The organism is uncultured Nocardioides sp. (genome assembly GCF_947488025.1).
Classification (GTDB): domain Bacteria; phylum Actinomycetota; class Actinomycetes; order Propionibacteriales; family Nocardioidaceae; genus Nocardioides.
On the sequence record NZ_CANKYS010000002.1, the window covers coordinates 117,870 to 143,033 of the forward strand.

General features: G+C 71.6%; 27 protein-coding genes. 8 read left to right on the forward strand and 19 right to left on the reverse strand.

Annotated features, from left to right (window positions below; all coding sequences use genetic code 11):
* Positions 1-141: 141 nt before the first annotated feature.
* From aspS to Q1B24_RS03940, 3 genes are read right to left on the reverse strand one after another with little or no spacing between them, the layout of a single operon-like run.
* The gene (gene aspS, locus Q1B24_RS03930; protein WP_299923499.1) at positions 142-1,935 is read right to left on the reverse strand and encodes an aspartate--tRNA ligase; all 1,794 of its coding nucleotides are present in this window, start codon (positions 1,933-1,935) and stop codon (positions 142-144) included.
* Entirely contained in the window at positions 1,932-3,293 is a 1,362-nt protein-coding gene (gene hisS / locus Q1B24_RS03935) for a histidine--tRNA ligase (RefSeq protein WP_299923502.1), read from the reverse strand. Before hisS ends, aspS begins: the two co-directional genes overlap by 4 nt.
* Entirely contained in the window at positions 3,293-4,039 is a 747-nt protein-coding gene (locus tag Q1B24_RS03940; protein WP_299923505.1) for an MBL fold metallo-hydrolase, read from the reverse strand. Before Q1B24_RS03940 ends, hisS begins: the two co-directional genes overlap by 1 nt.
* An 88-nt stretch (positions 4,040-4,127) precedes the next feature.
* On the opposite strand from Q1B24_RS03940, the gene Q1B24_RS03945 reads away from it, so the two are divergent.
* The gene (locus tag Q1B24_RS03945; protein ID WP_299923508.1) at positions 4,128-5,390 is read left to right on the forward strand and encodes a DUF349 domain-containing protein; all 1,263 of its coding nucleotides are present in this window, start codon (positions 4,128-4,130) and stop codon (positions 5,388-5,390) included.
* A gap of 177 nt (positions 5,391-5,567) precedes the next feature.
* Here Q1B24_RS03945 and Q1B24_RS03950 read toward each other — a convergent pair whose 3' ends face one another.
* The 9 genes from Q1B24_RS03950 to pdxT all read right to left on the reverse strand — a co-directional run bounded on the left by Q1B24_RS03950 (position 5,568) and on the right by pdxT (position 13,886).
* On the reverse strand, positions 5,568-7,796 hold the full coding sequence (locus Q1B24_RS03950; protein ID WP_299925069.1) for a bifunctional (p)ppGpp synthetase/guanosine-3',5'-bis(diphosphate) 3'-pyrophosphohydrolase: 2,229 nt from the start codon (positions 7,794-7,796) through the stop codon (positions 5,568-5,570).
* 79 nt (positions 7,797-7,875) lie between these two features.
* The gene (locus tag Q1B24_RS03955; protein WP_299923511.1) at positions 7,876-8,424 is read right to left on the reverse strand and encodes an adenine phosphoribosyltransferase; all 549 of its coding nucleotides are present in this window, start codon (positions 8,422-8,424) and stop codon (positions 7,876-7,878) included.
* Positions 8,417-8,713: a preprotein translocase subunit YajC gene (yajC, locus tag Q1B24_RS03960; RefSeq protein ID WP_299923514.1), complete on the reverse strand. Its 297-nt coding sequence runs from the start codon at positions 8,711-8,713 to the stop codon at positions 8,417-8,419. The genes Q1B24_RS03955 and yajC overlap by 8 nt, the downstream gene beginning before the upstream one ends.
* A gap of 68 nt (positions 8,714-8,781) precedes the next feature.
* Complete coding sequence (gene ruvB / locus Q1B24_RS03965; protein ID WP_299923517.1) at positions 8,782-9,882, reverse strand: Holliday junction branch migration DNA helicase RuvB; 1,101 nt, start codon at positions 9,880-9,882, stop codon at positions 8,782-8,784.
* A 7-nt stretch (positions 9,883-9,889) separates the two neighbouring features.
* Positions 9,890-10,492: a Holliday junction branch migration protein RuvA gene (gene ruvA / locus Q1B24_RS03970; protein ID WP_299923519.1), complete on the reverse strand. Its 603-nt coding sequence runs from the start codon at positions 10,490-10,492 to the stop codon at positions 9,890-9,892.
* Positions 10,489-11,025 carry a crossover junction endodeoxyribonuclease RuvC gene (ruvC, locus tag Q1B24_RS03975; protein ID WP_299923521.1) on the reverse strand — a complete coding sequence of 179 codons (537 nt, stop codon included), beginning with the start codon at positions 11,023-11,025 and terminating at the stop codon, positions 10,489-10,491. The genes ruvA and ruvC overlap by 4 nt, the downstream gene beginning before the upstream one ends.
* Positions 11,026-11,230: 205 nt before the next feature.
* Positions 11,231-12,250: a type IV toxin-antitoxin system AbiEi family antitoxin domain-containing protein gene (locus tag Q1B24_RS03980; RefSeq protein WP_299923523.1), complete on the reverse strand. Its 1,020-nt coding sequence runs from the start codon at positions 12,248-12,250 to the stop codon at positions 11,231-11,233.
* A gap of 213 nt (positions 12,251-12,463) precedes the next feature.
* The gene (locus Q1B24_RS03985; RefSeq protein WP_299923525.1) at positions 12,464-13,249 is read right to left on the reverse strand and encodes a YebC/PmpR family DNA-binding transcriptional regulator; all 786 of its coding nucleotides are present in this window, start codon (positions 13,247-13,249) and stop codon (positions 12,464-12,466) included.
* 37 nt (positions 13,250-13,286) lie between these two features.
* The gene (pdxT, locus tag Q1B24_RS03990; RefSeq protein ID WP_299925073.1) at positions 13,287-13,886 is read right to left on the reverse strand and encodes a pyridoxal 5'-phosphate synthase glutaminase subunit PdxT; all 600 of its coding nucleotides are present in this window, start codon (positions 13,884-13,886) and stop codon (positions 13,287-13,289) included.
* A 42-nt stretch (positions 13,887-13,928) separates the two neighbouring features.
* Between pdxT and Q1B24_RS03995 the strand changes: the two genes are divergently transcribed.
* The 4 genes from Q1B24_RS03995 to Q1B24_RS04010 all read left to right on the forward strand — a co-directional run bounded on the left by Q1B24_RS03995 (position 13,929) and on the right by Q1B24_RS04010 (position 16,430).
* Positions 13,929-15,071, forward strand: a complete 1,143-nt coding sequence (locus Q1B24_RS03995; protein ID WP_299923529.1) for a serine hydrolase domain-containing protein — start codon at positions 13,929-13,931, stop codon at positions 15,069-15,071.
* Positions 15,072-15,157: 86 nt separating this feature from the next.
* Complete coding sequence (locus tag Q1B24_RS04000; RefSeq protein ID WP_299923532.1) at positions 15,158-15,292, forward strand: hypothetical protein; 135 nt, start codon at positions 15,158-15,160, stop codon at positions 15,290-15,292.
* Between the two features lie 5 nt (positions 15,293-15,297).
* Positions 15,298-16,035 carry a helix-turn-helix domain-containing protein gene (locus Q1B24_RS04005; protein ID WP_299923534.1) on the forward strand — a complete coding sequence of 246 codons (738 nt, stop codon included), beginning with the start codon at positions 15,298-15,300 and terminating at the stop codon, positions 16,033-16,035.
* Complete coding sequence (locus Q1B24_RS04010; protein WP_299923539.1) at positions 16,032-16,430, forward strand: glyoxalase; 399 nt, start codon at positions 16,032-16,034, stop codon at positions 16,428-16,430. The genes Q1B24_RS04005 and Q1B24_RS04010 overlap by 4 nt, the downstream gene beginning before the upstream one ends.
* Positions 16,431-16,450: 20 nt before the next feature.
* Here the strand turns inward: Q1B24_RS04010 and pdxS are convergent, their stop codons facing one another.
* The 3 genes from pdxS to Q1B24_RS04025 all read right to left on the reverse strand — a co-directional run bounded on the left by pdxS (position 16,451) and on the right by Q1B24_RS04025 (position 18,854).
* Entirely contained in the window at positions 16,451-17,383 is a 933-nt protein-coding gene (pdxS, locus tag Q1B24_RS04015; protein ID WP_299923542.1) for a pyridoxal 5'-phosphate synthase lyase subunit PdxS, read from the reverse strand.
* A gap of 64 nt (positions 17,384-17,447) precedes the next feature.
* Positions 17,448-18,071 (reverse strand): phosphatidylinositol phosphate synthase, encoded by a 624-nt coding sequence (gene pgsA, locus Q1B24_RS04020; RefSeq protein ID WP_299923545.1) that lies wholly within the window; start codon positions 18,069-18,071, stop codon positions 17,448-17,450.
* Positions 18,072-18,080: 9 nt separating this feature from the next.
* Entirely contained in the window at positions 18,081-18,854 is a 774-nt protein-coding gene (locus Q1B24_RS04025; RefSeq protein ID WP_299923548.1) for an inositol monophosphatase family protein, read from the reverse strand.
* 72 nt (positions 18,855-18,926) lie between these two features.
* On the opposite strand from Q1B24_RS04025, the gene Q1B24_RS04030 reads away from it, so the two are divergent.
* Positions 18,927-19,061 carry a hypothetical protein gene (locus Q1B24_RS04030; protein WP_299923551.1) on the forward strand — a complete coding sequence of 45 codons (135 nt, stop codon included), beginning with the start codon at positions 18,927-18,929 and terminating at the stop codon, positions 19,059-19,061.
* Positions 19,058-20,200: a N(5)-(carboxyethyl)ornithine synthase gene (locus Q1B24_RS04035; protein ID WP_299923554.1), complete on the forward strand. Its 1,143-nt coding sequence runs from the start codon at positions 19,058-19,060 to the stop codon at positions 20,198-20,200. Before Q1B24_RS04030 ends, Q1B24_RS04035 begins: the two co-directional genes overlap by 4 nt.
* Here Q1B24_RS04035 and Q1B24_RS04040 read toward each other — a convergent pair.
* Positions 20,185-20,706, reverse strand: a complete 522-nt coding sequence (locus tag Q1B24_RS04040) for an HIT domain-containing protein (RefSeq protein ID WP_299923557.1) — start codon at positions 20,704-20,706, stop codon at positions 20,185-20,187. The two genes, Q1B24_RS04035 and Q1B24_RS04040, sit on opposite strands and share 16 nt — an antisense overlap.
* A gap of 23 nt (positions 20,707-20,729) precedes the next feature.
* Here Q1B24_RS04040 and Q1B24_RS04045 point away from each other — a divergent pair, with 23 nt between their 5' ends.
* The gene (locus Q1B24_RS04045; RefSeq protein WP_299923560.1) at positions 20,730-21,209 is read left to right on the forward strand and encodes a GNAT family N-acetyltransferase; all 480 of its coding nucleotides are present in this window, start codon (positions 20,730-20,732) and stop codon (positions 21,207-21,209) included.
* Positions 21,210-21,250: 41 nt separating this feature from the next.
* Here Q1B24_RS04045 and Q1B24_RS04050 read toward each other — a convergent pair whose 3' ends face one another.
* Genes Q1B24_RS04050 through thrS form a run of 3 tightly spaced genes read right to left on the reverse strand, consistent with a single transcriptional unit; the run spans position 21,251 to position 25,136 of the window.
* Positions 21,251-21,997 (reverse strand): class I SAM-dependent methyltransferase, encoded by a 747-nt coding sequence (locus Q1B24_RS04050; RefSeq protein ID WP_299923563.1) that lies wholly within the window; start codon positions 21,995-21,997, stop codon positions 21,251-21,253.
* An 8-nt stretch (positions 21,998-22,005) separates the two neighbouring features.
* Positions 22,006-23,163, reverse strand: a complete 1,158-nt coding sequence (locus Q1B24_RS04055) for an aminotransferase class I/II-fold pyridoxal phosphate-dependent enzyme (RefSeq protein WP_299923566.1) — start codon at positions 23,161-23,163, stop codon at positions 22,006-22,008.
* Positions 23,164-23,168: 5 nt separating this feature from the next.
* On the reverse strand, positions 23,169-25,136 hold the full coding sequence (gene thrS / locus Q1B24_RS04060) for a threonine--tRNA ligase (RefSeq protein WP_299925076.1): 1,968 nt from the start codon (positions 25,134-25,136) through the stop codon (positions 23,169-23,171).
* Between the last annotated feature and the right edge of the window lie 28 nt (positions 25,137-25,164).

A 25,164-nucleotide genomic window follows, 5' to 3' on the forward strand; every position in this document is an offset into this window, starting at 1 on the left:
GTCCTGCGGGCCCCTCCGGGGACCGCGCCGAACGGGACTCTATGTGACCTGCGACGCGTGGACGATCACCGACGGGTAACGATCCCGTTACGACGCGTTGGCCCCGCGGTCGCCACCCAGCCCCGGCAAACGTGCGGGAGATCACTCTCCCGGCGGGACGTCCTTCACGGGCGGCGCATCGACACCGGCTTCCTTGCGCTGCTCCGCCGTGATGGGGGCGGGCGCTGCCGTGAGCGGGTCGTAGCCGCCTCCGGACTTCGGGAACGCGATCACGTCGCGGATGGAGTCGGTGCCCGCGAGCAGCGCGACGATGCGGTCCATGCCGACAGCGATCCCGCCGTGGGGCGGCGCGCCGAACTTGAAGGCGTCGAGCAGGAAGCCGAACTTCTCCTGCGCCTCGTCCTCCGACAGGCCCATGACCGAGAAGACGCGCTTCTGGACGTCCCCGCGGTGGATACGGATGGACCCGCCACCGAGCTCGTTGCCGTTGCAGACGATGTCGTAGGCGTAGGCGAGCGCGCTTCCAGGGTCGGTGTCGAAGGTGTCGGCGAACTCCGGCTTGGGGCTGGTGAAGGCGTGGTGCACGGCCGTCCACGCCCCGGCACCGACGGCGACGTCGCCGCTGGCGACCGCGTCGGAGCTCGGCTCGAACAACGGGGCGTCGACGACCCAGGTGAAGGCGAAGGTGGAGTCGTCGAGCATGTCTCCGCGCCGACCGATCTCGAGGCGGGCAGCGCCCAGCAGGGCGCGGCTGCTCTTGGCCGGCCCTGCGGCGAAGAAGATGCAGTCGCCGGGCCCGGCGCCGACGTGGGCGGCCAGGCCCTCGCGCTCGGCGTCGGTGAGGTTCTTCGCCACCGGTCCCCCGAGCTCGCCGTCCTCGGCGATCGTGACGTACGCCAGGCCCTTGGCGCCGCGCTGCTTGGCCCAGTCCTGCCAGGCGTCGAACTGGCGACGCGGCTGGCTGCCGCCGCCGGGCATCACCACGGCGCCCACGTAGTCGGCCTGGAACACGCGGAACGTGGTGTCCTTGAAGTAGTCGGTGCACTCGACGAGCTCGAGGCCCATGCGGAGGTCGGGCTTGTCGGAGCCGAACCTCGCCATCGCGTCGGCGTACGTCATCCGCGGCAGCGGACGCTCGATGGTGTGGCCGGCCTGGGCCCACATGGCCTCGAGGACGTCCTCCATGAGGGTGATGACGTCCTCCTGGTCCACGAAGCTCATCTCGATGTCGAGCTGGGTGAACTCGGGCTGCCGGTCGGCGCGGAAGTCCTCGTCGCGGTAGCACCGGGCGATCTGGTAGTAGCGCTCCATGCCGCCGACCATCAGCAGCTGCTTGAACAGCTGCGGGCTCTGCGGCAGGGCGTACCAGCTGCCGGGGGCGAGGCGGGCCGGCACCAGGAAGTCGCGAGCGCCCTCGGGGGTGGAGCGGGTCAGGGTCGGGGTCTCGACCTCGACGAAGTCGCGGGCGTCGAGGACGTCGCGGGCGGCCTTGTTGATCTTGCTGCGCAGGCGCAGGGCGGCGTTGGGACCCGAGCGGCGCAGGTCGAGGTAGCGGTGCTTGAGGCGCGCCTCCTCGCCGACCTCGCCGCCCTTGTGGCCGGACGCGTCGTCGATCGGGAACGGCAGCGGGTCGGAGGTGGAGAGCACCTCGACCCCGGTCGCGACGACCTCGACCTCGCCGGTCGCGAGGTTGGGGTTCTCGTTGCCCTCCTTGCGCGCGACGACCTCGCCGACCACCTTCAGGCAGAACTCGCTGCGGAGGCTGTGCGCGACGGCCTCGTCGCGCACGACGACCTGCACCACGCCGCTGCGCTCGCGGAGGTCCAGGAACGCGACCCCGCCGTGATCGCGCCGACGCGCCACCCATCCGGCGAGGGTGACGGTCTGGCCGACGTTCTCGGCGCGCAGGGCGCCGGCGTCATGGGTGCGGATCACTTGTTCTCCTCAGAGGTGCTGACGGTGCTGGCTGTGCTGACGATGGTGGGCCGGAGGTCGTGCTCCGGCGGCGCCCAGGTGGCGGGGTCGGCCTCGACCTGCTCCCCGGTGCGGATGTCCTTGACCTGGCTCGTGCCGTCGGCCTGGACGAACCAGACGAACGGGATCCCGCGGCGCTCGGCGAAACGGATCTGCTTGCCGAACTTCGCCGGGGTGGGGGCGACCTCGCACGCGATGTCCCGCGCGCGGAGCCCCGCGGCGACGCGGGTGCTGGCGGCCCGGTCGTCCTCGCTGTTGAGCGCGACGAGCACGACGCTCGGCACCGGCCGGCTGCCGGACAGGACACCGTCGGAGATGAGCGGGATGAGGGTGCGGGAGACCCCGAAGGAGACCCCGACGCCGGGATAGGTCGTACGACCGTCGCTGGCGAGCGCGTCGTAGCGCCCTCCCCCGCCGACGGACTTGAGGCGCTCGTAGCCCTCCATGAAGATCTCGACGACCGTGCCGGTGTAGTAGTCGAGACCGCGCGCGATGCGCAGGTTGGCCTCCACGCCCACGGTGTCGCCGGCGACGGCGCGACAACCCTCGACCACGGCGGCGAGCTCCTCGAGGCCCTGGTCGAGCAGCTCGTCGCTCACCCCGAGCGCGCGGACCCGCTCGACGAACGAGGTGTCCTCGACGCGGATGGTGGCGAGCTCGAGGCACCGCTGCGCCTGCTCCGGGGTGGCACCGACCCGCTCGACGAGCATGGTGGCGACCTCGTCGGCGGGGAGCTTGTCGAGCTTGTCGATCACCCGGATGGCGTCGGTGACGTCGTCGATGCCGAGTCCGCGGTAGAAGCCCTGGATCAGCTTGCGGTTGTTGAACTGGAACGACACCCGCGGGATGGGCAGCCGGCCGAGCGCGTCGACCATCACCGCCATCACCTCGACGTCGTGGTGGAAGGGCAGCTCGTCACGTCCGACGATGTCGACGTCGGCCTGGGTGAACTGGCGGTAGCGGCCCTCCTGGGGTCGCTCACCACGCCACGCGGGCTGCACCTGGAAGCGTCGGAACGGGAACTCGAGGTGGCCCGCGTGCTCGAGGACGTAGCGCGCGAAGGGCACCGTGAGGTCGAAGTGGAGGCCCAGCTCGGCCTTCGCGTCGGGCTCGGCGGCGATGCGCTGGAGGACGTAGATCTCCTTGTCCACCTCGCCGCCCTTGGCCAGTCGCTCGATCGGCTCGACGACCCGGGTCTCGATGTTGGCGAAGCCGTGCAGCTCGAAGGTGCGCGAGACCGAGGCGATCACCTCGCGCTCGACGGCGCGCTGCGCAGGCAGCAGCTCGGGGAACCCGCTCAGCGGGGCGATCTTGCTCATCAGTGGTCCTGGGTGAGGTCTCGGGGAAGGTCTTGAGGAAGGTCTTGGAGGAAGGGGTTGGTGGCACGCTCGCGCCCGATGGAGGTCTGCTCGCCGTGGCCCGGCAGCACCACGATGTCGTCGGCGAGCGGCAGCACCTTCTCGGTGAGGCTGCGCAGCATCGTGGCGTGGTCGCCGCCGGGCAGGTCGGTGCGCCCGATCGACCCCGCGAAGAGCAGGTCGCCGGAGAACATCACCTCCGAGACGTCCTGTCGCACGGGGGGCTCCGCCCCCCGTGTGCCCCCCGCAGAGGCGAGGAACGGCGTCCGGAAGGTCACCGATCCCTCGGTGTGGCCCGGCGTGTGGTCGACGACGAACCTGAGCCCGGCGAGCTCGAGCTCGGCGAGGTCGCTCAGCTCCCGCACGTCGTCGGGCTCGGCCCACGAGTAGTCGCCACCGAGCAGCATCTGGGTCGTCTCGGGGCTCATCCCGGCCATCGGGTCGGAGAGCAGGTGCCGGTCCGACGGGTGGATCCAGGCCGTGGCGTCGTAGGTGCCCGCGACCGGCGCGACGCACCACATGTGGTCGACGTGGCCGTGGGTGACCAGGACGCTCACCGGCTTGAGCCGGTGCTCACGGACGACCTGGTCGACACCTGCCGCGGAGTCCTTGCCCGGATCGATGACCACGCACTCAGACCCGGGACCCGTCGCCACGACGTAGCAGTTGGTCCCCCAGGGTCCGGCGGGGAAGCCGGCGATGAACACGGGCGTCAGTCCTTGCTGGTCGTCGTACTCCTGCTTGCGGTGGGAAGCCTACCGAGGGCACTCCGGGCCATGACTACGATGGGCGACCATGAGCGCCGACAAGCAGTCCCGAGACGACGCGACCCCGGATCAGCAGCCCTGGGGTCGGGTGGCCGAGGACGGCACCGTCTTTGTCCGAACCGCCGATGGCGAGCGTCCCGTGGGGTCCTACGAGGCCGGCACGTCCGAGGAGGCGCTGGAGTTCTTCACCAAGCGCTACGAGGAGCTGGAGGGCAAGGTCCACCTGCTCGAGCAGCGCGTCACGTCGGGCCGGCTCGCTCCCGAGGAGGCGACCTCGTCGGCGAAGGCGCTGCGCGAGCAGGTCGTGGACGCCCACGCGGTCGGTGACCTCGTGTCCCTCGCCGCGCGGCTCGACGCGCTCGCCCCCGTCATCGCCGTCCAGCGCTCGGCGCGCAAGGAGGAGCGGGCCCAGAAGACCGCCGAGTCGAAGGCGGCCAAGGAGAAGCTCGTCGCCGAGGCCGAGCGGCTCGCCGAGGGTACCGACTGGCGCAACGGCGCCAACCGGCTGCGCGAGCTGCTGGCGACGTGGAAGGAGCTGCCCCGGCTCGACCGGGCCACCGACGACGCCCTGTGGCGCCGGTTCTCCACCGCGCGGACGACGTACACCCGGCACCGCAAGGCGCACTTCGCCGAGGAGCACGAGCGCCGCGACTCCGCCCGGGTGATCAAGGAGCGGCTCGCGAAGGAGGCCGAGGCCCTCTCGTCCTCGACCGAGTGGGGCCCGACCGCCGGCAGGTACCGCGACCTGATGCGCGAGTGGAAGGCCGCCGGCCCCGCACCGCGCGACGTCGACGACAAGCTCTGGCAGCGATTCCGTGGCGCCCAGGACACCTTCTTCGGTGCCCGCGACGCCGCCAACGCCGCGCTCGACGAGGAGTTCGCGGCCAACGCCGAGGTCAAGGACGCGATCCTGGTCGAGGCCGAGGCCCTGGTCCCCGTGACGGACGTCGAGGCCGCCAAGAAGGCCTTCCGCGACCTGGCCGACCGCTGGGACGCCGCCGGCAAGGTGCCGCGCGACCGGATGAAGGAGCTCGAGGGACGGATGCGGAAGGTCGAGCAGGCCATCCGCGCGGTCGAGGACGAGCAGTGGAGCCGGAGCGACCCGGAGAAGTCCGCCCGCGCCGACGACATGATCGGCAAGCTCGAGGCCGGCATCGCCGAGACGCAGGCCAAGCTCGACAAGGCCTCCGCTGCCGGCGACGAGCGGCGCGTGAAGGACCTCGAGTCCGAGCTCGCCAACAAGCAGGCCTTCCTCGACATGGCGAAGAAGGCAGCCGCCGACTTCGGCTGACCGGGCAGTTCCTGCCCGTCTGGCCCGCCGACCGGGCGCTTCCTGCCCGTCTCGCGCGCCGACCGGGCGCTTCCTGCCCGTCTCGCGCGCCGACCGGGCAGTTCCTCGTGCTTGAACCGGCAGGAAGTGCCCGCTCACGTCCACGGACGGGCAGGAAGTGCCCGCTCACGTGTGGTGCTAGGCGGTGACGCGGTAGGCGTCGAAGACGCCCGGGACCGCGCGAACCGCGCGGAGCACGCCGTCGAGGTGGGCGGCATCGGCCATCTCGAAGGAGAAGCGGCTCTTGGCGACCCGGTCGCGGGTGGTGGAGAGCGTCGCGCTGAGGATGTTCACGTGGGCGTCGGAGAGCGCCATCGTGATGTCGGAGAGCAGGCGGGCGCGGTCGAGGGCCTCGACCTGGATGTTGACCAGGAACGTCGACTGCGACGTCGGGGCCCACTCCACCTCGAGCACGCGCTCGGGCTGGCCGAGCAGGCTGGAGGCGTTCGTGCAGTCTTTGCGGTGCACCGACACTCCCCCGCCCTTCGTGACGAAGCCGAGGATCGGGTCGGGCGGCACCGGGGTGCAGCACTTGGCGAGCTTGACCCAGAGGTCGTCGACGCCCTTCACGATGACGCCGGAGTCGGTCGGCCCGCGCTTGGCTGCACGCGAGCGACCGGTGATCGTGACGCCCTCCGAGAGGTCCTCCTGGGCCCCGTCGTCGCCGCCGTGCAGGTCGATGACACGACGTACGACGGCCTGGGCGCTGAGGTTGCCCTCCCCGACCGCGGCGTAGAGCGCCGAGACGTCGGCGTGGTGGAAGTGCTCGGCGACGAGCGCGAGCACGTCGTGGGTCATCAAGCGGTTGAGGGGCAGGCCCTCCTTGCGCATGAGCTTGGCGATCTGGTCCTTGCCACGCTCGATCGCCTCGTCGCGGCGCTCCTTGGTGAACCACTGGCGGATCTTGGAGCGGGCACGCGGCGACTGGACGAAGTTGAGCCAGTCGCGCGAGGGGCCCGACGTGGGCGACTTGGAGGTGAAGACCTCGACGACGTCGCCGTTGTCGAGCGTGGACTCGAGCGGGACCAGCCGGCCGTTGACCCGGGAGCCGATGGTGTGGTGGCCGACCTCCGTGTGGACGGCGTACGCGAAGTCGACGGGCGTCGCCCCCATCGGCAACGGGATCACGTCGCCGCGCGGGGTGAAGACGTAGACCTGCTGCTGGTTCATCTCGAAGCGCAGTGACTCCAGGAACTCGCCCGGGTCCTCGACCTCGGACTGCCAGTCGAGGAGCTGGCGCAGCCAGGTCAGGTCGTCCTTGTCGCCGAGGCGGTCGGTGTCGACGCCGGCCTTCGAGTTCTCCTTGTACTTCCAGTGCGCCGCGACGCCGTACTCGGCACGGCGGTGCTGGGCGAAGGTGCGGATCTGCACCTCGACCGGCTTGCCCTGCGGGCCGATGACCGTCGTGTGGAGCGACTGGTACATGTTGAACTTCGGCATCGCGACGTAGTCCTTGAACCGCCCCAGCACCGGGTTCCACCGGGAGTGGATCACGCCGAGGGCGCTGTAGCAGTCGCGGTCCTCGTCGACGAGGATCCGGATGCCGACCAGGTCGTAGATGTCGGAGAAGTCGCGGCCGCCGACGATCATCTTCTGGTAGATCGAGTAGTAGTGCTTGGGCCGGCCGGTGACCTTGGCGTTGATGCGCGAGCCCTTGAGGTCCTGCTCGATCTCGGCGACGACCTCGGCGAGGAACTGGTCGCGGGAGGGCGCCCGCTCGGCGACCATCCGCACGATCTCGTCGTAGATCTTCGGGTGGAGCGTCGCGAACGCGAGGTCCTCGAGCTCCCACTTGAGGGTGTTCATGCCGAGGCGGTGGGCCAGCGGCGCGTAGATGTCGAGCGTCTCGCGGCTCGAGCGCTCCTGCGAGGCCGCCGGGACGTAGCGCAGCGTGCGCATGTTGTGCAGGCGGTCGGCGAGCTTGATCACCAGCACGCGGATGTCGCGCGACATCGCCACGATCATCTTGCGGATGGTCTCGGCCTGCGCCGAGTCGCCGTACTGCACCTTGTCGAGCTTGGTGACGCCGTCGACCAGCAGCGCGACCTCGTCACCGAAGTCGGCGCGCAGGGCCTCCAGCGTGTAGGGCGTGTCCTCGACCGTGTCGTGGAGCAGCGCCGCGACCAGCGTCGGCTCGGTCATGCCGATGTCGGCGAGGATCGTGGTGACCGCGAGCGGGTGGGTGATGTAGGGGTCGCCGCTCTTGCGCATCTGGCCGGTGTGCCACTTGTCGGCGACCGCGTAGGCGCGCTCGAGCAGCGCCAGGTCGGCCTTCGGGTGGTTGGCCCGCACGGCGCGGAAGAGGGGCTCGAGGACCGGGTTGGACGAGGGCGGACGGGTGCCGACCCGGGCGAGCCGGGCCCGCATCCCGCGCGCTGTCAGAGGCGCCTTGGCGTCCTGCGCGGGTGCCGGGTCCTCTGCCATTGGACCAGTCTAGTGAGCACTGTCAGATCGTGAGCAGCGACTCGACCGCGAGGTCGCCGGTGACCGTCCGGGGGTCGAGGAACGAGAGCTCCATCAGCACCGACGCGCCGGTCGCGACGCCGCCGCAGGCCTCGATGAGCTGCCGCGTCGCCACGGCGGTGCCGCCGGTCGCCAGGACGTCGTCGACCATGAGCACCCGCTCCCCCGGCGCGATGGCGTCGGTGTGGACCTCGAGGGTCGCCTCGCCGTACTCGAGGGCGTAGGAGACCGCGTGCGCCGCGCGTGGCAGCTTGCCGGCCTTGCGCACCGGCACGAAGCCGACGCCGAGCGCCAGCGCGACCGGGGCGGCGAGGATGAAGCCGCGAGCCTCCATGCCGACGACCTTGTCGACGACGACGGTGCCGTGGTCGTCGCGGCCGGAGGCCGCCAGCGCGGTGATGATCGCCGAGAACGCGTGGTGGTCGGCGAGGACCGGGGTGATGTCCTTGAAGGTCACCCCCTCCTCGGGCCAGTCGGCCACGTCGACCGTCAGGCGCCTGAGCGCCTCCTGGGCCGTACGACGATCAGGCATCGTCGCGCGCGTCGGGAGCCTGCTGCCCGAGCGGCTCGTCGACCTTCGCGATCGCGGCGCGGGCGATGTCGATCTGGGTGCCGGGGGCGATCTCGAGGCGGGCGCGGTCGTCGGCGAGCGAGACGACGGTGCCGTAGATGCCCGAGGACATCATCACCCGCTGGCCGATCTCGATGCTCTGCTGGAGCCGGACGACCTCCTTCTGCCGGCGCTGCTGGGGCCGGACCACCATGAACCAGAACAGGGCCAGGATGGCCAGCAGGGGCAGCAGGGCGACGAGGTCGTTCACGGCGGGGGCTCTCCTCGAGGGTCGGGGTGCGGGAGCGCGTGGAGTCTACGCGGGTCCCCTGCCCGGCCTCACACGTCGTCGAACAGCGTGGAGTCGACGGTCGGCACGGGGGGCGGCGTCAGGCCCAGGTGGTGCCACGCCGCGGGCGTCGCGACCCGACCTCGCGGCGTACGTGCGAGCATGCCCAGCCGGACCAGGAACGGCTCGGCGACCTCCTCGACGGTCTCGCGCTCCTCGCCGACGGCGACGGCGAGGGTGGACACGCCGACCGGTCCCCCGCCGAACCGACGGCACAGCACGTCGAGCACCGCCCGGTCGAGGCGGTCGAGGCCGGACTCGTCGACCTCGAACAGGTCGAGGGCGGCCTGCGCCACCGGCAGGCTCAGCACGCCGTCGGCGCGCACCTGCGCGTAGTCGCGGACGCGACGGAGCAGGCGGTTGGCGATGCGGGGGGTGCCGCGCGAGCGGGACGCGATCTCGCCCGATCCGTCGGCGGTGAGGTGGACGCCGAGCAGGCCGGCGGAGCGGTGCACGATCTGGTCGAGCTCGTGTGGCTCGTAGAACTCGAGGTGGGCGGTGAAGCCGAACCGGTCGCGCAGCGGGCCCGGCAGCAGCCCGGCCCGGGTGGTGGCGCCCACGAGGGTGAACGGCGGGATCTCCAGCGGGATCGCGGTGGCGCCGGGCCCCTTGCCGATGACGACGTCGACCCGGAAGTCCTCCATCGCCATGTAGAGCATCTCCTCGGCCGGTCGCGACATCCGGTGGATCTCGTCGACAAAGAGGACGTCGCCCTCGTTGAGCCCCGACAGGATCGCGGCGAGATCGCCGGCGTGGGTGATCGCGGGACCGCTGGTGAGCCGCAACGGCGTGCTCATCTCGGCGGCGATGATCATCGCGAGGGTGGTCTTGCCGAGGCCCGGGGGGCCGGAGAGCAGGACGTGGTCGGGTGCCCGACCACGGCAGCGGGCGGCCTCGAGCACCAGCCCCAGCTGGTCGCGCACGCGCGCCTGCCCGACCACCTCGTCGAGCGTCTTGGGCCGCAGCGCCGCCTCGACAGCACGCTCGTCGCCGTCGGCATCGGCGTCGGTGAGCCCCTGGAGGTGTCCGAGCTCGGCCGCGCTCAGCTCGACCTCGTCGTAGGTGTCCTCGTCGGTGTCGTCCCAGTTCATCGGCGCCTCAGGCCCTGCTCAGCGTGCGGAGGGCCGCGCGCAGCAGCGCACCCACGTCGGGCGCGTCGCCGGCGTCGGGGGCGACGGCCTCGACCGCCTTCTCTGATTCCTTGGCCGACCAGCCGAGCCCGACGAGGCCCTGGTGGACCTGGTCACGCCACGCGTCGGTCGCCGGCACCGCAGCGGCGGCGGGGTGGTGGACGCCGACCGGCGGGCCGATGCGGTCCTTGAGCTCGAGGATGATGCGCTGCGCGCCCTTCTGCCCGATGCCCGGGACGCGGGTCAGCGCCTTGACGTCCTCGGTCGTGATGGCGCGGCGTACGTCGTCGGGGCTCATCACCGCGACGATCGCCTGGGCGACCTTGGGACCGACGCCCGAGGCGGTCTGCACGATCTCGAAGACCTGCTTCTCGTCCTCGTCGAGGAAGCCGAAGATCGTCAGGCTGTCCTCGCGCACGACCATGCTGGTGGGCAGCGTCGCCGGGGTGCCGACGCGGAGGGTGGCGAGGGTGCCGGGCGTGCACATCAGCTCGAGGCCGACGCCGCCGACCTCGAGGACGGCGCTGGACAGGGTGACGGCGGCGACCTCGCCGCGGACGAAGGCGATCATCGGGTCCTCACGGGGGTGTTCCTGCGCGCCTGGGCCACGGCGGCCTCGAGGCGGTTGCTGGCGGAGCCGCGCCAGACGTGGGTGATGGCCAGCGCGAGCGCGTCGGCGGCATCGGCGGGCTTCGGCAGCTCGGCGAGGCGCAGGATGCGGACGACCATCGCGCCCACCTGCGCCTTGTCGGCGCGGCCGTTGCCCGACACCGCGGCCTTGACCTCGCTCGGGGTGTGCATCGCGATCGGCAGGCCCCTGCGGGCGGCGACGACGAGCGCGATGCCGCTGGCCTGGGCGGTGCCCATGATCGTGCTCGAGTCGGAGCGCGCGAAGACCCGCTCCACCGCCACCGCGTCGGGCCGGTGCTCCTCGATCCAGGCGTCGAGGCCCTTCTCGATGGTCACCAGGCGCTCGGCGATCGGCAGCGCGGAGCTGGTGCGGACGACGCCGACGTCGACCATGGTCAGCGGCCGGCCGACGCTGCCGTCGACCACGCCGACACCGCACCGGGTCAGGCCGGGGTCGATGCCGAGCACGCGCACGCCACTCCCCTTCCACCGCCGGTCCGTCCGGAGCCCGTCCGAACATGTGTTCGTGCGGTCACGCTAACCCGCGGCGGTCGCGCGACGGCGTACGACACGCGGCGCGTCACCTCCCCGCGTCCGGCGACTGCGGGTCGGCCTGCTCGGGCTGTAACGCCGGGTTCGTGGTTGTACCGACCATGATGCGTCCGGGTGGGTAGTCGCGCTAACCCGGCGTTACACCTGTCCGTGGGCGGGTCCGACTCACGCGGTACGGCGCCAGGTCGGTGATGTCGGTGCCGAAGCGGGCACACGTGTCGGCGTACTCGCGCCCCACGCGATCGAGCGCGGCCCGTCGCCCGCTGAACAGATCGACGTAGGTGAGGCGTGACGATCCGAGCTTGAAGCCGGTCAGGAAGTCGTGGCGCCGCTTCTCCTCGACGAGGACGACCTCGGGATCCTTGCCGCTGGGATTGCCACTCGGGTACTTGAGCAGGCCGTCTGCCTCGAAGAAGTGACGACGCACCACCATGTCGACGAACGCGGTCGTGTGACCGTCGGACAGGCCGAACTGGCATTCCGGAGCACCGATGCCCAGCTCCAGCACGAAGTCGCGGACCAGGGACTCGAGGTAGCTCTCCGCGAGAGGGTCGGCGTGCTCGATGCACCACCGCATGCAGCGGCTGTGGGGCCAGGCGACCATGGTCGACAACTGGTCGGCGAGCTCCGCCCGAGACACACCGTGACGCAGGGCGGCGTCACATGCGGCAAGGCCGTGCGCACGGCCGTGCTCGCGCGCCATGTCGAGCACGGTGCGCGGCATCGCGAGAAGCCGCAACCCGTCGACCTCGGTCACGTCCTGCGGCTGGTACGGCGCCAGGTGGTGCTTCACCCCGTTGCGGTCGGCGTCGCCGTGCACCTTGGGCCGGCTGACGTGGACGAGCGACGTACGCGGGTCCGGTGCTCCGAGGCGAAGCGCGATGGCGGCGGAGTCGTGGCTGAAGACGTAGTCCTCGGCTCTCAGCCCCAGCCCGGCCGCGCGGATGCGCAGGATCGGCCGGCCGCGGAACGGGTCGGCTGCGACCCAGGCCTCGCCATCGGCGTACACACCACGCCGGAGGCGGACCAGACGCCCTTGCTTCAGGAGCCGGCGTACGTCATTGGGGTCCAGGCCCGCGTCGGAGAGCTGTCGGCTCGTCACGAGCCCGTGCTGGCGCTGCATCAGCGCGATCAGGGGTAGGTACATGCCGGCCGAGCATCGGGACGGCCCCCGACGACTCGGCCGGTCCCCAGCGAGCGGCTGTGGAGAACCCCGATGTCCGTCGCGCTGTGGACAGCGGGCGGCCAGCACCTGCTGTCCCCCGGAGCGCTGTAACGCCGGGTTAGTTGCTGTACCCACCCTGATGCATTGGGGTGGGTAGTTGCACTAACCCGGCGTTACAGCGGTGAGGAGCAGAGGTCAGGCGTCGGCGGTCTCGAGCTCGGCCATCACGTCGGCGGGGATGTCGACGTTGGTGAAGACGTCCTGCACGTCGTCGAGGTCCTCGAGGGCGTCGACGAGGTGGAGCACCTTGCCGGCGCCGTCGGCATCGACCGGGATCTCGAGGCTCGCGACGAACTGCACGTCGGCGGAGTCGTAGTCGATGCCGGCGTCCTGGAGGGCGGTGCGGACCGCGACGACGTCGGTGGCCTCGCTCTGCACCTCGAACGCCTCGTCGAGGTCGTTGACCTCCTCGGCGCCGGCGTCGAGGGTCGCCTCGAGGACGTCGTCCTCGGTGACCTCACGGACCGTGCCGTCGTGGTCCTGCGACTTCGGCACGACCACGATCCCCTTGCGGGTGAACAGGCGCGAGACCGAGCCGGGGTCGGCCATGGTGCCGCCGTTGCGGGTGACCGCCGTGCGGACCTCCATCGCGGCACGGTTGGTGTTGTCGGTGAGGCACTCGACGAGGATCGCGACGCCCTGCGGGCCGTAGACCTCGTAGGAGATCGCCTTGTAGTCGACGCCGCCCGACTCGGCACCCGAGCCCCGCTTGAGCGCGGAGTCGATGTTCTTGTTGGGGACCGAGCTCTTCTTCGCCTTCTGGATGGCGTCGTAGAGCGTCGGGTTGCCGGCCGGGTCACCGCCGCCCTGCTTCGCGGCGACCTCGATGTTCTTGATCAGCTTGGCGAAGAGCTTGCCGCGCTTGGCGTCGATCGCGGCCTTCTTGTGCTTGGTCGTTGCCCACTTGGAGTGGCCTGACATGAGTCCCTCTATCCGTCGCTGTGCGTCTGTGCGGTCGTCAGGCCGAGCGCACCAGGTCCACGAACATGCCGTGGACCCGGCCGTCGCCACCGACCTCGGGATGGAACGAGGTCGCCATCAGGGGGCCTTGACGGACCGCGACGATCCTACCCGCGGCCGGCCCTTCCTCCACCCGGGCCAGCACCTCCACGTCGTCGTCGACCGCCTCGACCCACGGCGCGCGGATGAACACCGCACGCACCGGGTCGGCCAGGCCGTCGACGTGGAGGTCCTCCTCGAAGGAGTCGACCTGGCGGCCGAAGGCGTTGCGGCGCACGGTGATGTGCAGCCCACCTACGGTCTCCTGTCCCGCCGCGCCGTCCTCGATCCGGTCGGCCAGCAGGATCATGCCCGCGCACGTCCCGAACGCCGGCAGCCCACCCCGTACGGCGTCGCGCAGCGGCTCGAGCAGGTCGAAGATCCGAGCCAGCTTGACCATCGTCGTGGACTCGCCACCGGGGATGACCAGTCCGTCGCACGCGGCGAGCTCGGCAGGACGGCGTACGGAGATCGCATCCGCGCCCAGGGACCGCAGGACGGAGAGGTGCTCGCGCACGTCGCCCTGCAGTGCGAGCACGCCGATGGTCGGATCCACGATCGCCGATCCTAGGACCGTCGCTCCGCCGTAGGCTCACGCCCCATGAGGCTCCGCCGTCTGCCCGCCGTCCTGCTGGGTGTCGCGCTCGCCGCCGGCAGCGCCCCGACGGCGACCGGCGCCGCGGTGGACCGGGACGGCGCCGACAACGGCAGCAGGCCGGCTCCCCGGACGGTGGACGGCTGGCCGACGGCGTCTCCGTCGAGCGTCGGCCTGCGCGGCCGGGCGATCCGGCGCGGCGCGGCCGAGGCCAGGCGCCTCGACTCCACCTGCTTCGCGGTGCTGCGCGACGGCAGGCTCGTGGAGCACCGCAGCTGGCGGTTGCCGCGCGACGAGCCGCGCGAGGTCTTCTCGATCACCAAGTCGGTCACGAGCACGCTGGTCGGCATCGCCGTGCGCGACGGCGACCTGCGCCTCGACGACCGCGTCTCGACCTACGTGCCGCAGTGGCGGGGCACGCCGTCGGAGTCGGTGACCGTGCGCAACCTGCTCGCCAACGACAGCGGCCGCTTCTGGTCGCTCCAGTCGGACTACGTCGACCTCCTGACGGCTCGGAGCCGCACGCGGTACGCCGTCTCCCTCCCCCAGCAGTACGCGCCGGGCAGCGCGTGGGCCTACAACAACGCCGCGATCCAGGTCCTCGAGCCGGTGCTGGAGCGCGCGACCGGCATGCCGGTGGCGCGCTTCGCCAGGAAGCGGCTGTTCGACCCGCTCGGGATGACCCGTACGAGCTTCGTCACCGACCGGGCCGACGACGCGGCTGTCTTCTACGGGCTGCGCACCACCTGCCTCGACATCGCCCGGCTGGGCCGTCTCCACCTCGGCCGGGGAAGGGTCGACGGCACGCGGATCATCGACCGCAGCTGGGTCCGCGAGGCCGTGGGCCGGTCCTCCACGGTCCACAACGCGGCCTACGGCTTCCTGTGGTGGCTCAACCGACCCGGCGCGCTCCGCGGCGCCACCGACCCCGTCGACGCCCAGGGTCAACCGGTGCGGCCCACCAGCGGGCAGCTCGCGCCGTCGGCGCCGGAGGAGGTCTTCGCCGCGCTCGGCTTCGGCGGCCAGGTGCTGCTCGTCGACCCGACGACGCGGACCATGGTGGTCCGCCTCGGCCTGCCCGCACAGCCCGGCGAGGAGGCGTACGGCTTCACGAACGCCGCCCGCGTGCTGACCCGCGCGGTGCGCTGACCCGACCCCGCCCTGACCCGACCTGTCCTGACCCGACCCTGCGCCGACGCGTGACGCCGCGCCGGACGGTGCGGCACACTCGACGGATGGTCGGGGCGTGGGAGCACCTGCCGGCGGCACGGGTCCCGGCGCCGCTGGCCCGGCACGTCGTCGCGATGGACGGCTACTCCGCCGAGGGTCTCGCGCCGGGCGTGCACGTGGCCTGCCGTCCGCGGGGCTGACCCTCGTGCTGGGCCTCGGGCGACCGCTGCGGACCGCCCCGACCGAGCAGGCCTGGGCCGAAGGCGTGCGCGACGCGCAGTGGGTGAGCCTCGGCGGGCTCCACACCCGGGCGGCGATGGTCGAGCAGCCCGACAGGTGGGCCGGGGTGCAGCTGACCCTCCACCCGGTGGGCGTCCGTCGGCTCCTGGGCGTCCCGGCGTCCGACCTGCCCGTGGGCAGCTGGGACGCGCGCGACCTGCTCGGCCGCGAGGTCGAGCGGGTCGTCGAGGAGCTGCACGCGGCGCCCGACTGGCCCGGGAGGTACGCCGCGGTCGGTCGGTTCCTGCTGCGGCTGGCCGCCCGCGCCGACCGGGGCACCTCCCACCACGGACCGTCGCCGGAGGTGGAGGAGGCGTGGCGGTTGCTCACCGGTCCGGCGCCCCGGGCGGTCGCCGACGTCGCCGACACCGTGGGCTACAGCCGCCGGCGACTCACCCAGCTGCTCACGGCCGAGACGGGACACGGCCCCAAGACCCTCCAGCGGCTCGCGCGCTTCGACACCGCGCGGCGTGAGGTGGTCACGGCGGCGGCCGCAGGGTCGTCCCTGGCGCAGGTGGCCGCCCGGACGGGCTACTACGACCAGTCCCACCTGGTGCGGGACTTCCACGAGTTCGCCGGGCTGGGGCCGTCGGCCTGGCTCGCCGCGGAGTTCCCAAATGTCCAAGGCGCTCCGGGCAGCGGCGCGGCAGCATCGTCGGCATGAGCGAACAGCACCGCACCACCGTCTGGCCCGCACTGCAGGCGCACGACCCCGACCTCGTCATCCGCCCGCTCGTCGCCCTCGGCTTCGAGGAGACCGCTGCCTACCGCGACGAGGCGGGTGTCGTGCAGCACGCCCAGCTCGACTGGCCCGAGGGCGGCGGGGTGATGCTCGGCTGCCACAAGCCGGACGGCCCGTTCACCCAGCAGCCCGGCACCACGTCGGCGTACGTCGTCGCCTCCGACGTCGCCGCCGTCCACGGCCGAGCCGTCGAGGCGGGGCTCCGCCCGTCACCGGTCGTCGAGCAGGACTACGGCAGCCGGGAGTTCCGGGTCACCGACGCGGAGGGCAACCAGTGGTCCTTCGGCACCTACGCCGGGGAGCCGCGGCGGGACTGAGGCCCGCCCCGGCTCCGGTGTCACCAGCCGCGCTCGGACAGGCGGTGCGGCTGCGGGATCTCGTCGACGTTGATGCCGACCATGGCCTCGCCCAGGCCGCGGGAGACCTTGGCGACCACGTCGGGGTCGTCGTGGAAGGTCGTGGCCTTCACGATCGCCTCGGCGCGCTGGGCGGGGTTGCCGGACTTGAAGATGCCCGAGCCCACGAAGACGCCCTCGGCGCCGAGCTGCATCATCATCGCGGCGTCGGCCGGGGTGGCGATGCCGCCTGCGGTGAAGAGCACGACCGGCAGCTTGCCCGCGGCCGCGACCTCCTTGACCAGCTCGTAGGGGGCCTGCAGCTCCTTGGCCGCGACGTAGAGCTCGTCCTCCGACATGCTGTGCAGCCGGCGCAGCTCGCCGCCGATCGTGCGCATGTGCATCACCGCGTTGGACACGTCGCCGGTGCCGGCCTCGCCCTTGGACCGGATCATCGCCGCACCTTCGGTGATGCGGCGCAGCGCCTCACCCAGGTTGGTCGCACCGCACACGAACGGCACCGTGAAGGCCCACTTGTCGATGTGGTTGGTGTAGTCGGCCGGGGTCAGCACCTCGGACTCGTCGACGTAGTCGACACCGAGCGACTGCAGGACCTGGGCCTCGGCGAAGTGACCGATGCGGGCCTTCGCCATGACCGGGATGGAGACGGCCTTGATGATGGAGTCGATCATGTCGGGGTCGCTCATGCGGGAGACGCCACCCTGGGCGCGGATGTCGGCGGGGACCCGCTCGAGCGCCATCACCGCGACGGCACCGGCGTCCTCGGCGATCTTCGCCTGCTCGGCGGTGACGACGTCCATGATGACGCCGCCCTTGAGCATCTCGGCCATGCCGCGCTTGACGCGGCTCGTGCCGTGCTCGATGGGGGTCTCTGAAGGCGCCTGGGGAGACGTCTGGGGGGTGTGCTCAGCCATGGTCCGATCGTAGTGCGGGCTCATCCCAAAGGATGCACCGGGAGCACGGTGGTCGAGCGCGTGATCACCCCTGCGCCGCGGCCCGCGCGAGCGCCTGACGTCGTACGACCCAGATGCGCTGGACGACGGTCACGGTCGCCGCGACCGCGAGCGCCCAGAGCGCGACCTCGAGCAGGATCGGCAGGTCGAGGATGTCGGCGAAGAACGCGGGGACGAGCATCCCGACGAGGCGGTCGGGCCGCTCGGCGATGCCGACCTTGGCGTCGTAGCCGAGGTGGTCGGCCTTGGCCCGGGCGTAGGACGTGACCGCGCCCATGACGAGGATGACGAGGCACAGCACGAGGTAGAGGTGGCTCTCGGCGTGCCACGCGAAGTAGAGCGCCAGCCCGCCGAACAGCGCGCCGTCGGCGACCCGGTCGAGCGTGGAGTCGAGGAAGGCACCGAAGTCGTCCTTGCGGCCGACCTTGCGGGCCATCGCTCCGTCGACGAGGTCGCTGAACACGAAGGCGGTGATGAACAGCACGCCCTGCCACACCCAGCCCTGGGAGAAGAAGAACAGCGCACCGAAGCTCACCCCGAGCGTGCCGACGAGCGTCACGACGTCGGGGCTGATGCCGAGGCGGATGAACAGGTTGACGAAGGGCGCGAGCATGACGCCCTGCCAGAACTGCTTGAACCTGTCGAGCACGGCGGCAGGCTACCGGTCCAGCAGCGCGGCGCGTACGTCCGCCACCGCTGCGGGCGCGCCGGAGACGGTCCAGTCGACGCCCGACGCGGGTACGACGACGGACTCGCCGCCGGCACCGCGGATGATCGCGGCGCCCGGGAGCCGGTCCCAGTCGGCCACCGAGTGCTGGAAGAGCACGTCCCACTGGCCCGACGCGATCGCCATCGTGTCCATGGTCCCGGAGCCGAACATCCGCAGCGTGCCGACCTGGCCCAGCGCGCGGGCGAAGGCCTCGCCGACCTCGCTGGCGAAGAACGGCGGGTGCAGGTAGGTCGCGGCGCAGCGCTCCTCGCGCGGCGTGTCGGGGAGCGGGGCGAGCGGCGCGCCGTCGCAAGTGCTCGGCAGGTCGGGGCCGCCGACCCAGGTGCGCAGGCTGGCGGCGTGGTGGACCGCGCCGAGCAGCACGTCGTCCTCGTCGTGCAGGGCGATGGCGGTGCACCACCAGTCGCTGCCGCGGGAGAAGTTGAAGGTGCCGTCGACCGGGTCGATGACCCACGTGCGACCCGACGAGCCGGGCCTCGAGGTGCCCTCCTCCCCCACGATGGCGTCGTCCGGGCGCTCGGCGGTGAGCTGCTGCACGATCAGGCGCTCGGCCGCGGTGTCGGCCTGGGTGACGATGTCGGAGCCGCTCGTCTTGCGCTCGACGTCGAGGCCCTCCTGCCGGATCCGGGCGGCCAGCAGCGCCGCCTCCCGGACGAGGTCGGCGGCCAGGGCGGCGTCGGCGGCGAGGCGCGGGTCATCCACGAGGACCACGCTAGCGCCGCGGCGTACTGTGGCAGGACGGAGCCAGTCAGGCTTCCGAATCGAGGAGCCCCGATGAGCGACAAGTCGCCACGGCAAGGCATGTCCAAGAAGTCCGGCAAGTCCATCAAGGAGAAGCGTGCCGAGAAGCACGCCAAGGCGGCCGGGAAGAGCGATGCCCCCGAGCCCCTGATGCCCAGGAAGAAGTGAGCCTGCTCGGCCTCGGCGTCATCGGCACGTCGGCCAAGGAGAACGAGCACCGCCTCCCCCTCCACCCCGACCACCTCGCACGCCTCGCTCCCGAGGTCGCGGCACGGACCACGCTCGAGCACGGGTACGCCGACCACTTCGGGATCAGCGACGAGTCGCTGGCGCCGCACGTGGCCGGCTTCGCCTCGCGCGAGGAGATCCTGCGGGACTCCGACGTGGTGGTGCTTCCCAAGCCCCAGCACGACGACGTCGCGGCCATGCGTCCCGGCCAGGTCCTCTGGGGGTGGCCGCACTGCGTGCAGGACCGTGCGCTGACGCAGCTCGCCATCGACCGCGAGCTGACGCTGATCGCCTTCGAGGCGATGAACCACTGGACGGCGGACGGACACGTGGGACTCCACGTGTTCCACAAGAACAACGAGCTGGCCGGCTACTGCTCGGTGCTGCAGGCGATGGAGCTCGTCGGCATCACCGGGGACTACGGACGCCGGCTCAGCGCGGTCGTCATCGGGTTCGGGGCCACCGCGCGCGGGGCGGTCACCGCCCTCAAGGCGCACGGCGTCCACGAGGTCGTGGTGCTCACCACGCGTGGGGTCGCTGCGGTGGGCTCACCCATCCACTCGGTGCGGATCCGGCAGTTCGACCACCACCCCGACGACGCGATCGTCACCCACGTCATCACCGAGCGCGGACGGATGCCCGTGGCCCCCTACCTGGCCGAGGCGGACATCGTCGTCAACTGCACGCTGCAGGACACCGCCGCGCCGCTGACCTACCTGCGCACCGAGGACCTCGTCGACTTCCGGCTGGGCAGCCTCATCGTGGACGTCTCCTGCGACGAGGGCATGGGCTTCTCGTGGGCCAGGCCGACCACGTTCGACGAGCCGATGTTCACCGTCGCGGACCGCGTGCACTACTACGCCGTCGACCACAGCCCGTCCTACCTCTGGGACTCGGCGACGTGGGAGAACAGCGAGGCGCTCCTCCCCTTCATGGAGACCGTCCTCCGCGGGCCCGCTGCGTGGGACGCGGACGAGACGATCAGTCGCGCCATCGAGATCCGCGAAGGCCGCATCCAGAACCCGGCGATCCTGGCCTTCCAGGGGCGGTCGGCCGAGCACCCCTACCCGGTCGGCTGACCCTCGGCCCAGGCCTTCGCGAGCAGGTCGCGGGTGTCCTCGAGCAGCTGCGGCAGCATCTTGGTGCCGCCGACGACGGTGATGAAGTTGGCGTCGCCGGTCCAGCGCGGCACGACGTGCTGGTGCAGGTGCTCGGACAGGGAGCCGCCGGCGGAGCGGCCGAGGTTGAGCCCGACGTTGAACGAGTGCGGTCGGCTCACCCGTCGTACGGCCCGCAGCGCCTGCTGCGTCATCGCCATCAGCTCGGCCGCCTCGTCCGCGGTGAGGTCGGTGAGGTCGGCGACGTGCCGGTAGGGCAGCACCATCAGGTGGCCGGGGTTGTAGGGGTGCAGGTTGAGCACGACGTACGTCGACGCCCCGCGCGCCACGACGAGCGCCTCGTCGTCGGGGTGGGACGGGATCGCGCAGAACGGGCAGCCCTCGTCGTCCACCGCCGTCCGGACGTAGGCCATCCGGTGGGGCGTCCAGATCCGCTCGAGCCCGTCGTCACTCGTCCCGCCGCTCATGGCAGCGATCCTAGGGTGGCCCCATGACGTCGATCCGACCGGCCGGGGACGCCGACATGGCGGCCGTCGCGGACCTGTGGCACGAGGGCTGGCACGACGGCCACGCCGGGCACGTGCCGGACGGCCTCACCGCGGCACGCACGCTGGCGGCGTTTCACGAGCGCACGCCGCCGCGGGTGGCGGACACGGCGGTCGCGGTGGCCGACGACGGCTCGCTGCTCGGCTTCGTGATGGTGGTGGGCGACGAGGTGGAGCAGGTGTTCGTCGCACCGGCCGCCCGCGGGACAGGCCTGGCCCCCGAGCTGCTCGCCGAGGCCGAGCGGCGGGTGGCTGCCGGTGGGCACTCCTCGGCGTGGCTGGCGGTCGTCGTCGGCAACGCTCGCGCGCGCCGGTTCTACGAGCGACAGGGCTGGTCGGACGCCGGCGACCTGCCCTACGAGGTCACCGCGGGTGGGGAGACCTTCGTCTCGCCGTGCCGGAGGTACGTGAAGCGGGTGGGCTGACCGACGGCCTCAGTGTGCCGCTGGGGAACGTGGAGGTCCGGTCAGTCCGCCTCGCAGACGCAGATCTGGAGCGCCGAGCCTGCAGCGAACGGCGTCCGGGACCAGTCACCGAAGCGCTCGACCACCCGGAGGCCGCCGAGCGAGAGCAGCAGCGGCAGCTCCTGGGGGAAGATGCTGCGGATCTCGAGCGGCGCGACGGCGAAGTCGGCCGCGGCGTCGGTGGAGAAGTACCACCGGCCCCGCGTTACCTGCGCAGCCGCGTCGTAGGTCTCCGCGACGTCGACGTGCACCGCACCCCGATCGGGATCCACGTACGACAACGCGTCGCGCCGACGTCGTACGCCGTCGGCCTGGGCGAGCAGGTTCACGCTCGGGTTGAACACGTCGAGGACGAGCCGCGCCCCGGGCGCCAGGTGCTTGCGCACTGACCGGAAGCAGTCCACCAGCTCGTCGGCCTCGTGCAGGTGGAGCAGCGAGTTGGCAGCGATGACCACCAGGTCGAACCTGCGGCCCAGGTCGAGCTCACGCATGTCGCCCTGCACCCACTGCACCTCGACGCCGCGCTCGTCCGCCTTGCGCCGAGCCTCGGCCAGCATCTGCGGCGAGAGGTCCAGGCCGATGCAGGGATGCCCGTCGGCCGCGATCGGGATCAGCTTGAGCCCGGTGCCGCACCCGAGCTCCAGGACGGACCCGCCCTGACGGTCGGCCTCGGCCCGGTAGAAGTCGACGGCCGGCCCACCTCCGGGGAACAACCGGTCGTAGAGCCGAGCGTCCGAGTAGAGATCCACGGCGCGCGTCAGGTCCAGGCCTTCGCCAGCCGCTGGACGATCTCGGTGAGGCGCTCGGGCGAGGTGGCGATGTTGAGCCGGACGTGACCGGTGGTGCCGGGGGCGTAGGAATCCCCCGGGCTCACCTTCACCCGGCCGCGGTCGAGGGCGACGGCTGCGGCGTCGTCGTGGCCATAGGCCGAGGCGTCGAGCCAGGCGAGGTAGGTCGCCTCGAGCGGGCGCATCCGCACCTCCGGGAGGTGCGCGGCCAGCAGCTCCGCGAGCAGGGCACGCTGCTGGTCGAGGCGCTCGACGAGGGACCCGAGCCACGGGTCGCCGAGGTCGTACGCCGTCCGCGCGGCGACCGCACCGAGCGGGGAGTGCGAGTCGTTGCGCGACATCGGCTGCTCGACGAGGACCCGACGCGAGGCGGGGTCGGGGACGACGACCTGCGCGCACCGAAGGCCGGCGGTGTTGAACGCCTTGGACGCGGCGACCACGGCGACGGCGTGGTCGTGGGTGCCCTCGATCGCGAGGTAGGAGAGGTGCTCGGCGCCCGGCAGCACGAGGGGTGCGTGGATCTCGTCGCTGACGACACGCGCGCCATGGCGTACGACGACGTCGCGGATCCCCTCGAGCTCGGCGCGGGTGAAGACCCGGCCCCACGGGTTGTGCGGCTGGGTGAGGAGCAGCGTCCGGGCCCCGTCGGCGAAGAGACGGTCGAGCCGGTCGAGGTCGATCTCGGCCCGGTCTGCGGAGGCCGGCACGTCGAGGCGCACCTCCTCGCGACCGGTGACGCTCGCGAGCCCGAACTGGGCGTTGTAGCCCGGCGTCGGGAAGACCACTCCCCCGGGCCCGCTGAACACGTCGATCGCCAGCCGGACCCCGGCGGTCACGTCGACCACCGGGTGGACCGCCTCGGGCTCCGGCGCCCAGCCGAAGTGCCGGGCCGACCAGCCGCTGTAGGACTCCGCCAGCGCCGGGTCCCAGCCGAAGAGCGGGTACCCGGTGATCCCGTCGGCGAGCGCCCGCTGGACGGCCTCGAGGACGACCGGGTCGACGGCGTAGTCCATCTCCGCCACCCACGCGGGGATCACGTCGGGCGGGACCGTGCCCCACTTGAGCGGCAGGGCACGGCGGGCCTGCTCGTCGGTGAGGTCGACGATCGGCCGGCCGGACGCCACCACCGCTGTCAGACCTGCTCGCGCGACGCGACGGCCGCGGCCACCCGCTCGATCGCCTCGGCGAGGGGTACGCCGTTGTCCTGGCGACCGTCGCGGTAGCGGAAGCTGACCGCACCCTTCTCGACGTCGTCGTCACCGGCGATCAGCATGAACGGCACCTTCTGCAGCTGCGCGTTGCGGATCTTCTTCTGCATCCGGTCGTCGGACTCGTCGACCTCGACCCGCAGCCCCCTCGCCTTCATCTGCTTCGCGATGTCGAACAGGTAGTCGTTGTGGCGCTCCGCGATCGGGATGCCCTGGACCTGGACGGGCGCCAGCCAGGGCGGGAACGCGCCGGCGTAGTGCTCGACGAGGACGCCGATGAAGCGCTCGATGGAGCCGAACTTGGCGGAGTGGATCATCACCGGCTGCTGGCGGGTGCCGTCGGCGGCGACGTACTCGAGGTCGAAGCGCTCGGACGACGGCTGGTTGAAGTCGTACTGGATGGTCGACATCTGCCAGGTGCGGCCGATCGCGTCGCGCGCCTGCACCGAGACCTTGGGGCCGTAGTACGCAGCGCCGCCGGGGTCGGGCACGAGCTCGAGGCCGGACTCCTCGCAGACCTTGCGCAGCACCTCGGTGGCCATCTCCCAGTCCTCGTCGGACCCGATGAACTTGTCCGGCTTGGAGTCGTCACGGGTCGAGAGCTCGAGGTAGAAGTCGTTGAGCCCGAAGTCGCGGAAGAGCCCGAGGCAGAAGTCGAGGAGGTGCTTGATCTCGCTGGGCGCCTGCTCGGGGGTGACGTAGGAGTGGGAGTCGTCCTGCGCGAAGCCGCGGACCCGGGTCAGGCCGTGGACGACGCCGGACTTCTCGTGCCGGTAGACCGAGCCGAACTCGAAGAGCCGCAGCGGCAGCTCACGGTAGGACCGCTGGCGGGAGCGGAAGATGAGGTTGTGCATCGGGCAGTTCATCGCCTTGAGGCGGTAGTCCATGCCGTCGACGTCGAGCGCGGGGAACATCCCCTCCCCGTAGTAGGGCAGGTGGCCCGAGGTGTAGAACAAGCCCTCCTTGGCGATGTGGGGGGTGCCGACGTAGTCGAAGCCCTCCTCGATGTGCCGCTGGCGGACGTAGTCCTCCATCTCGCGCTTGATCACGCCGCCCTTGGGGTGGAAGACCGGCAGCCCCGACCCGATCTCGTCCGGGAACGAGAAGAGGTCGAGCTCGCGGCCGAGCTTGCGGTGGTCGCGCCGCTCGGCCTCCTCGATGCGGTGCAGGTGCTCCTCGAGCGCCTCCTTGGTCTCCCAGGCGGTGCCGTAGATGCGCTGGAGCTGCTTGTTCTTCTCGTCGCCGCGCCAGTAGGCCGCCGCACTGCGCATCAGCTTGAAGGCCGGGATCCGCTTGGTGGTGGGCAGGTGCGGACCGCGGCACAGGTCGGACCACTTGGCCTCGCCGTTGCGCCCGATGTTGTCGTAGATGGTGAGCTCGCCGGCCCCGACCTCGACGCTCGCACCCTCGGTGTCAGCCGCGCCGGCGCCGCCCTTGAGGCCGATCAGCTCGATCTTGTAGGGCTCGTCCTTGAGCTCGTCGATCGCGTCCGCGTCGGTGGTGACCCGGCGCTCGAAGCGCTGGTTCTCCTTGATGATCTTGCGCATCGCGGACTCGATCTTGACCAGGTCCTCAGGCACGAACGGGGTCTCGACGTCGAAGTCGTAGTAGAAGCCGTTGTCGATCGGCGGGCCGATGCCCAGCTTGGCGTCGGGGAAGAGCTGCTGCACGGCCTGCGCCAGCACGTGCGCGGTCGAGTGGCGGAGGATGTCGCGGCCGTCGGCGCTGTCGATGGCGACCGCCTCGACCTCGTCGCCGTCGGCGAGCTCGTAGGCCAGGTCCTTGAGCTGCCCCGCGACCCGCGCGGCGACCACGTCGGCGTCGTCACGGAAGAGCTCCCAGGCCTTGGTGCCCGTCGTGACCGTGGTCTCCGCACGCTGATCGGCGTGGATGCGGACGACCTTGATGTCGGACACGAGT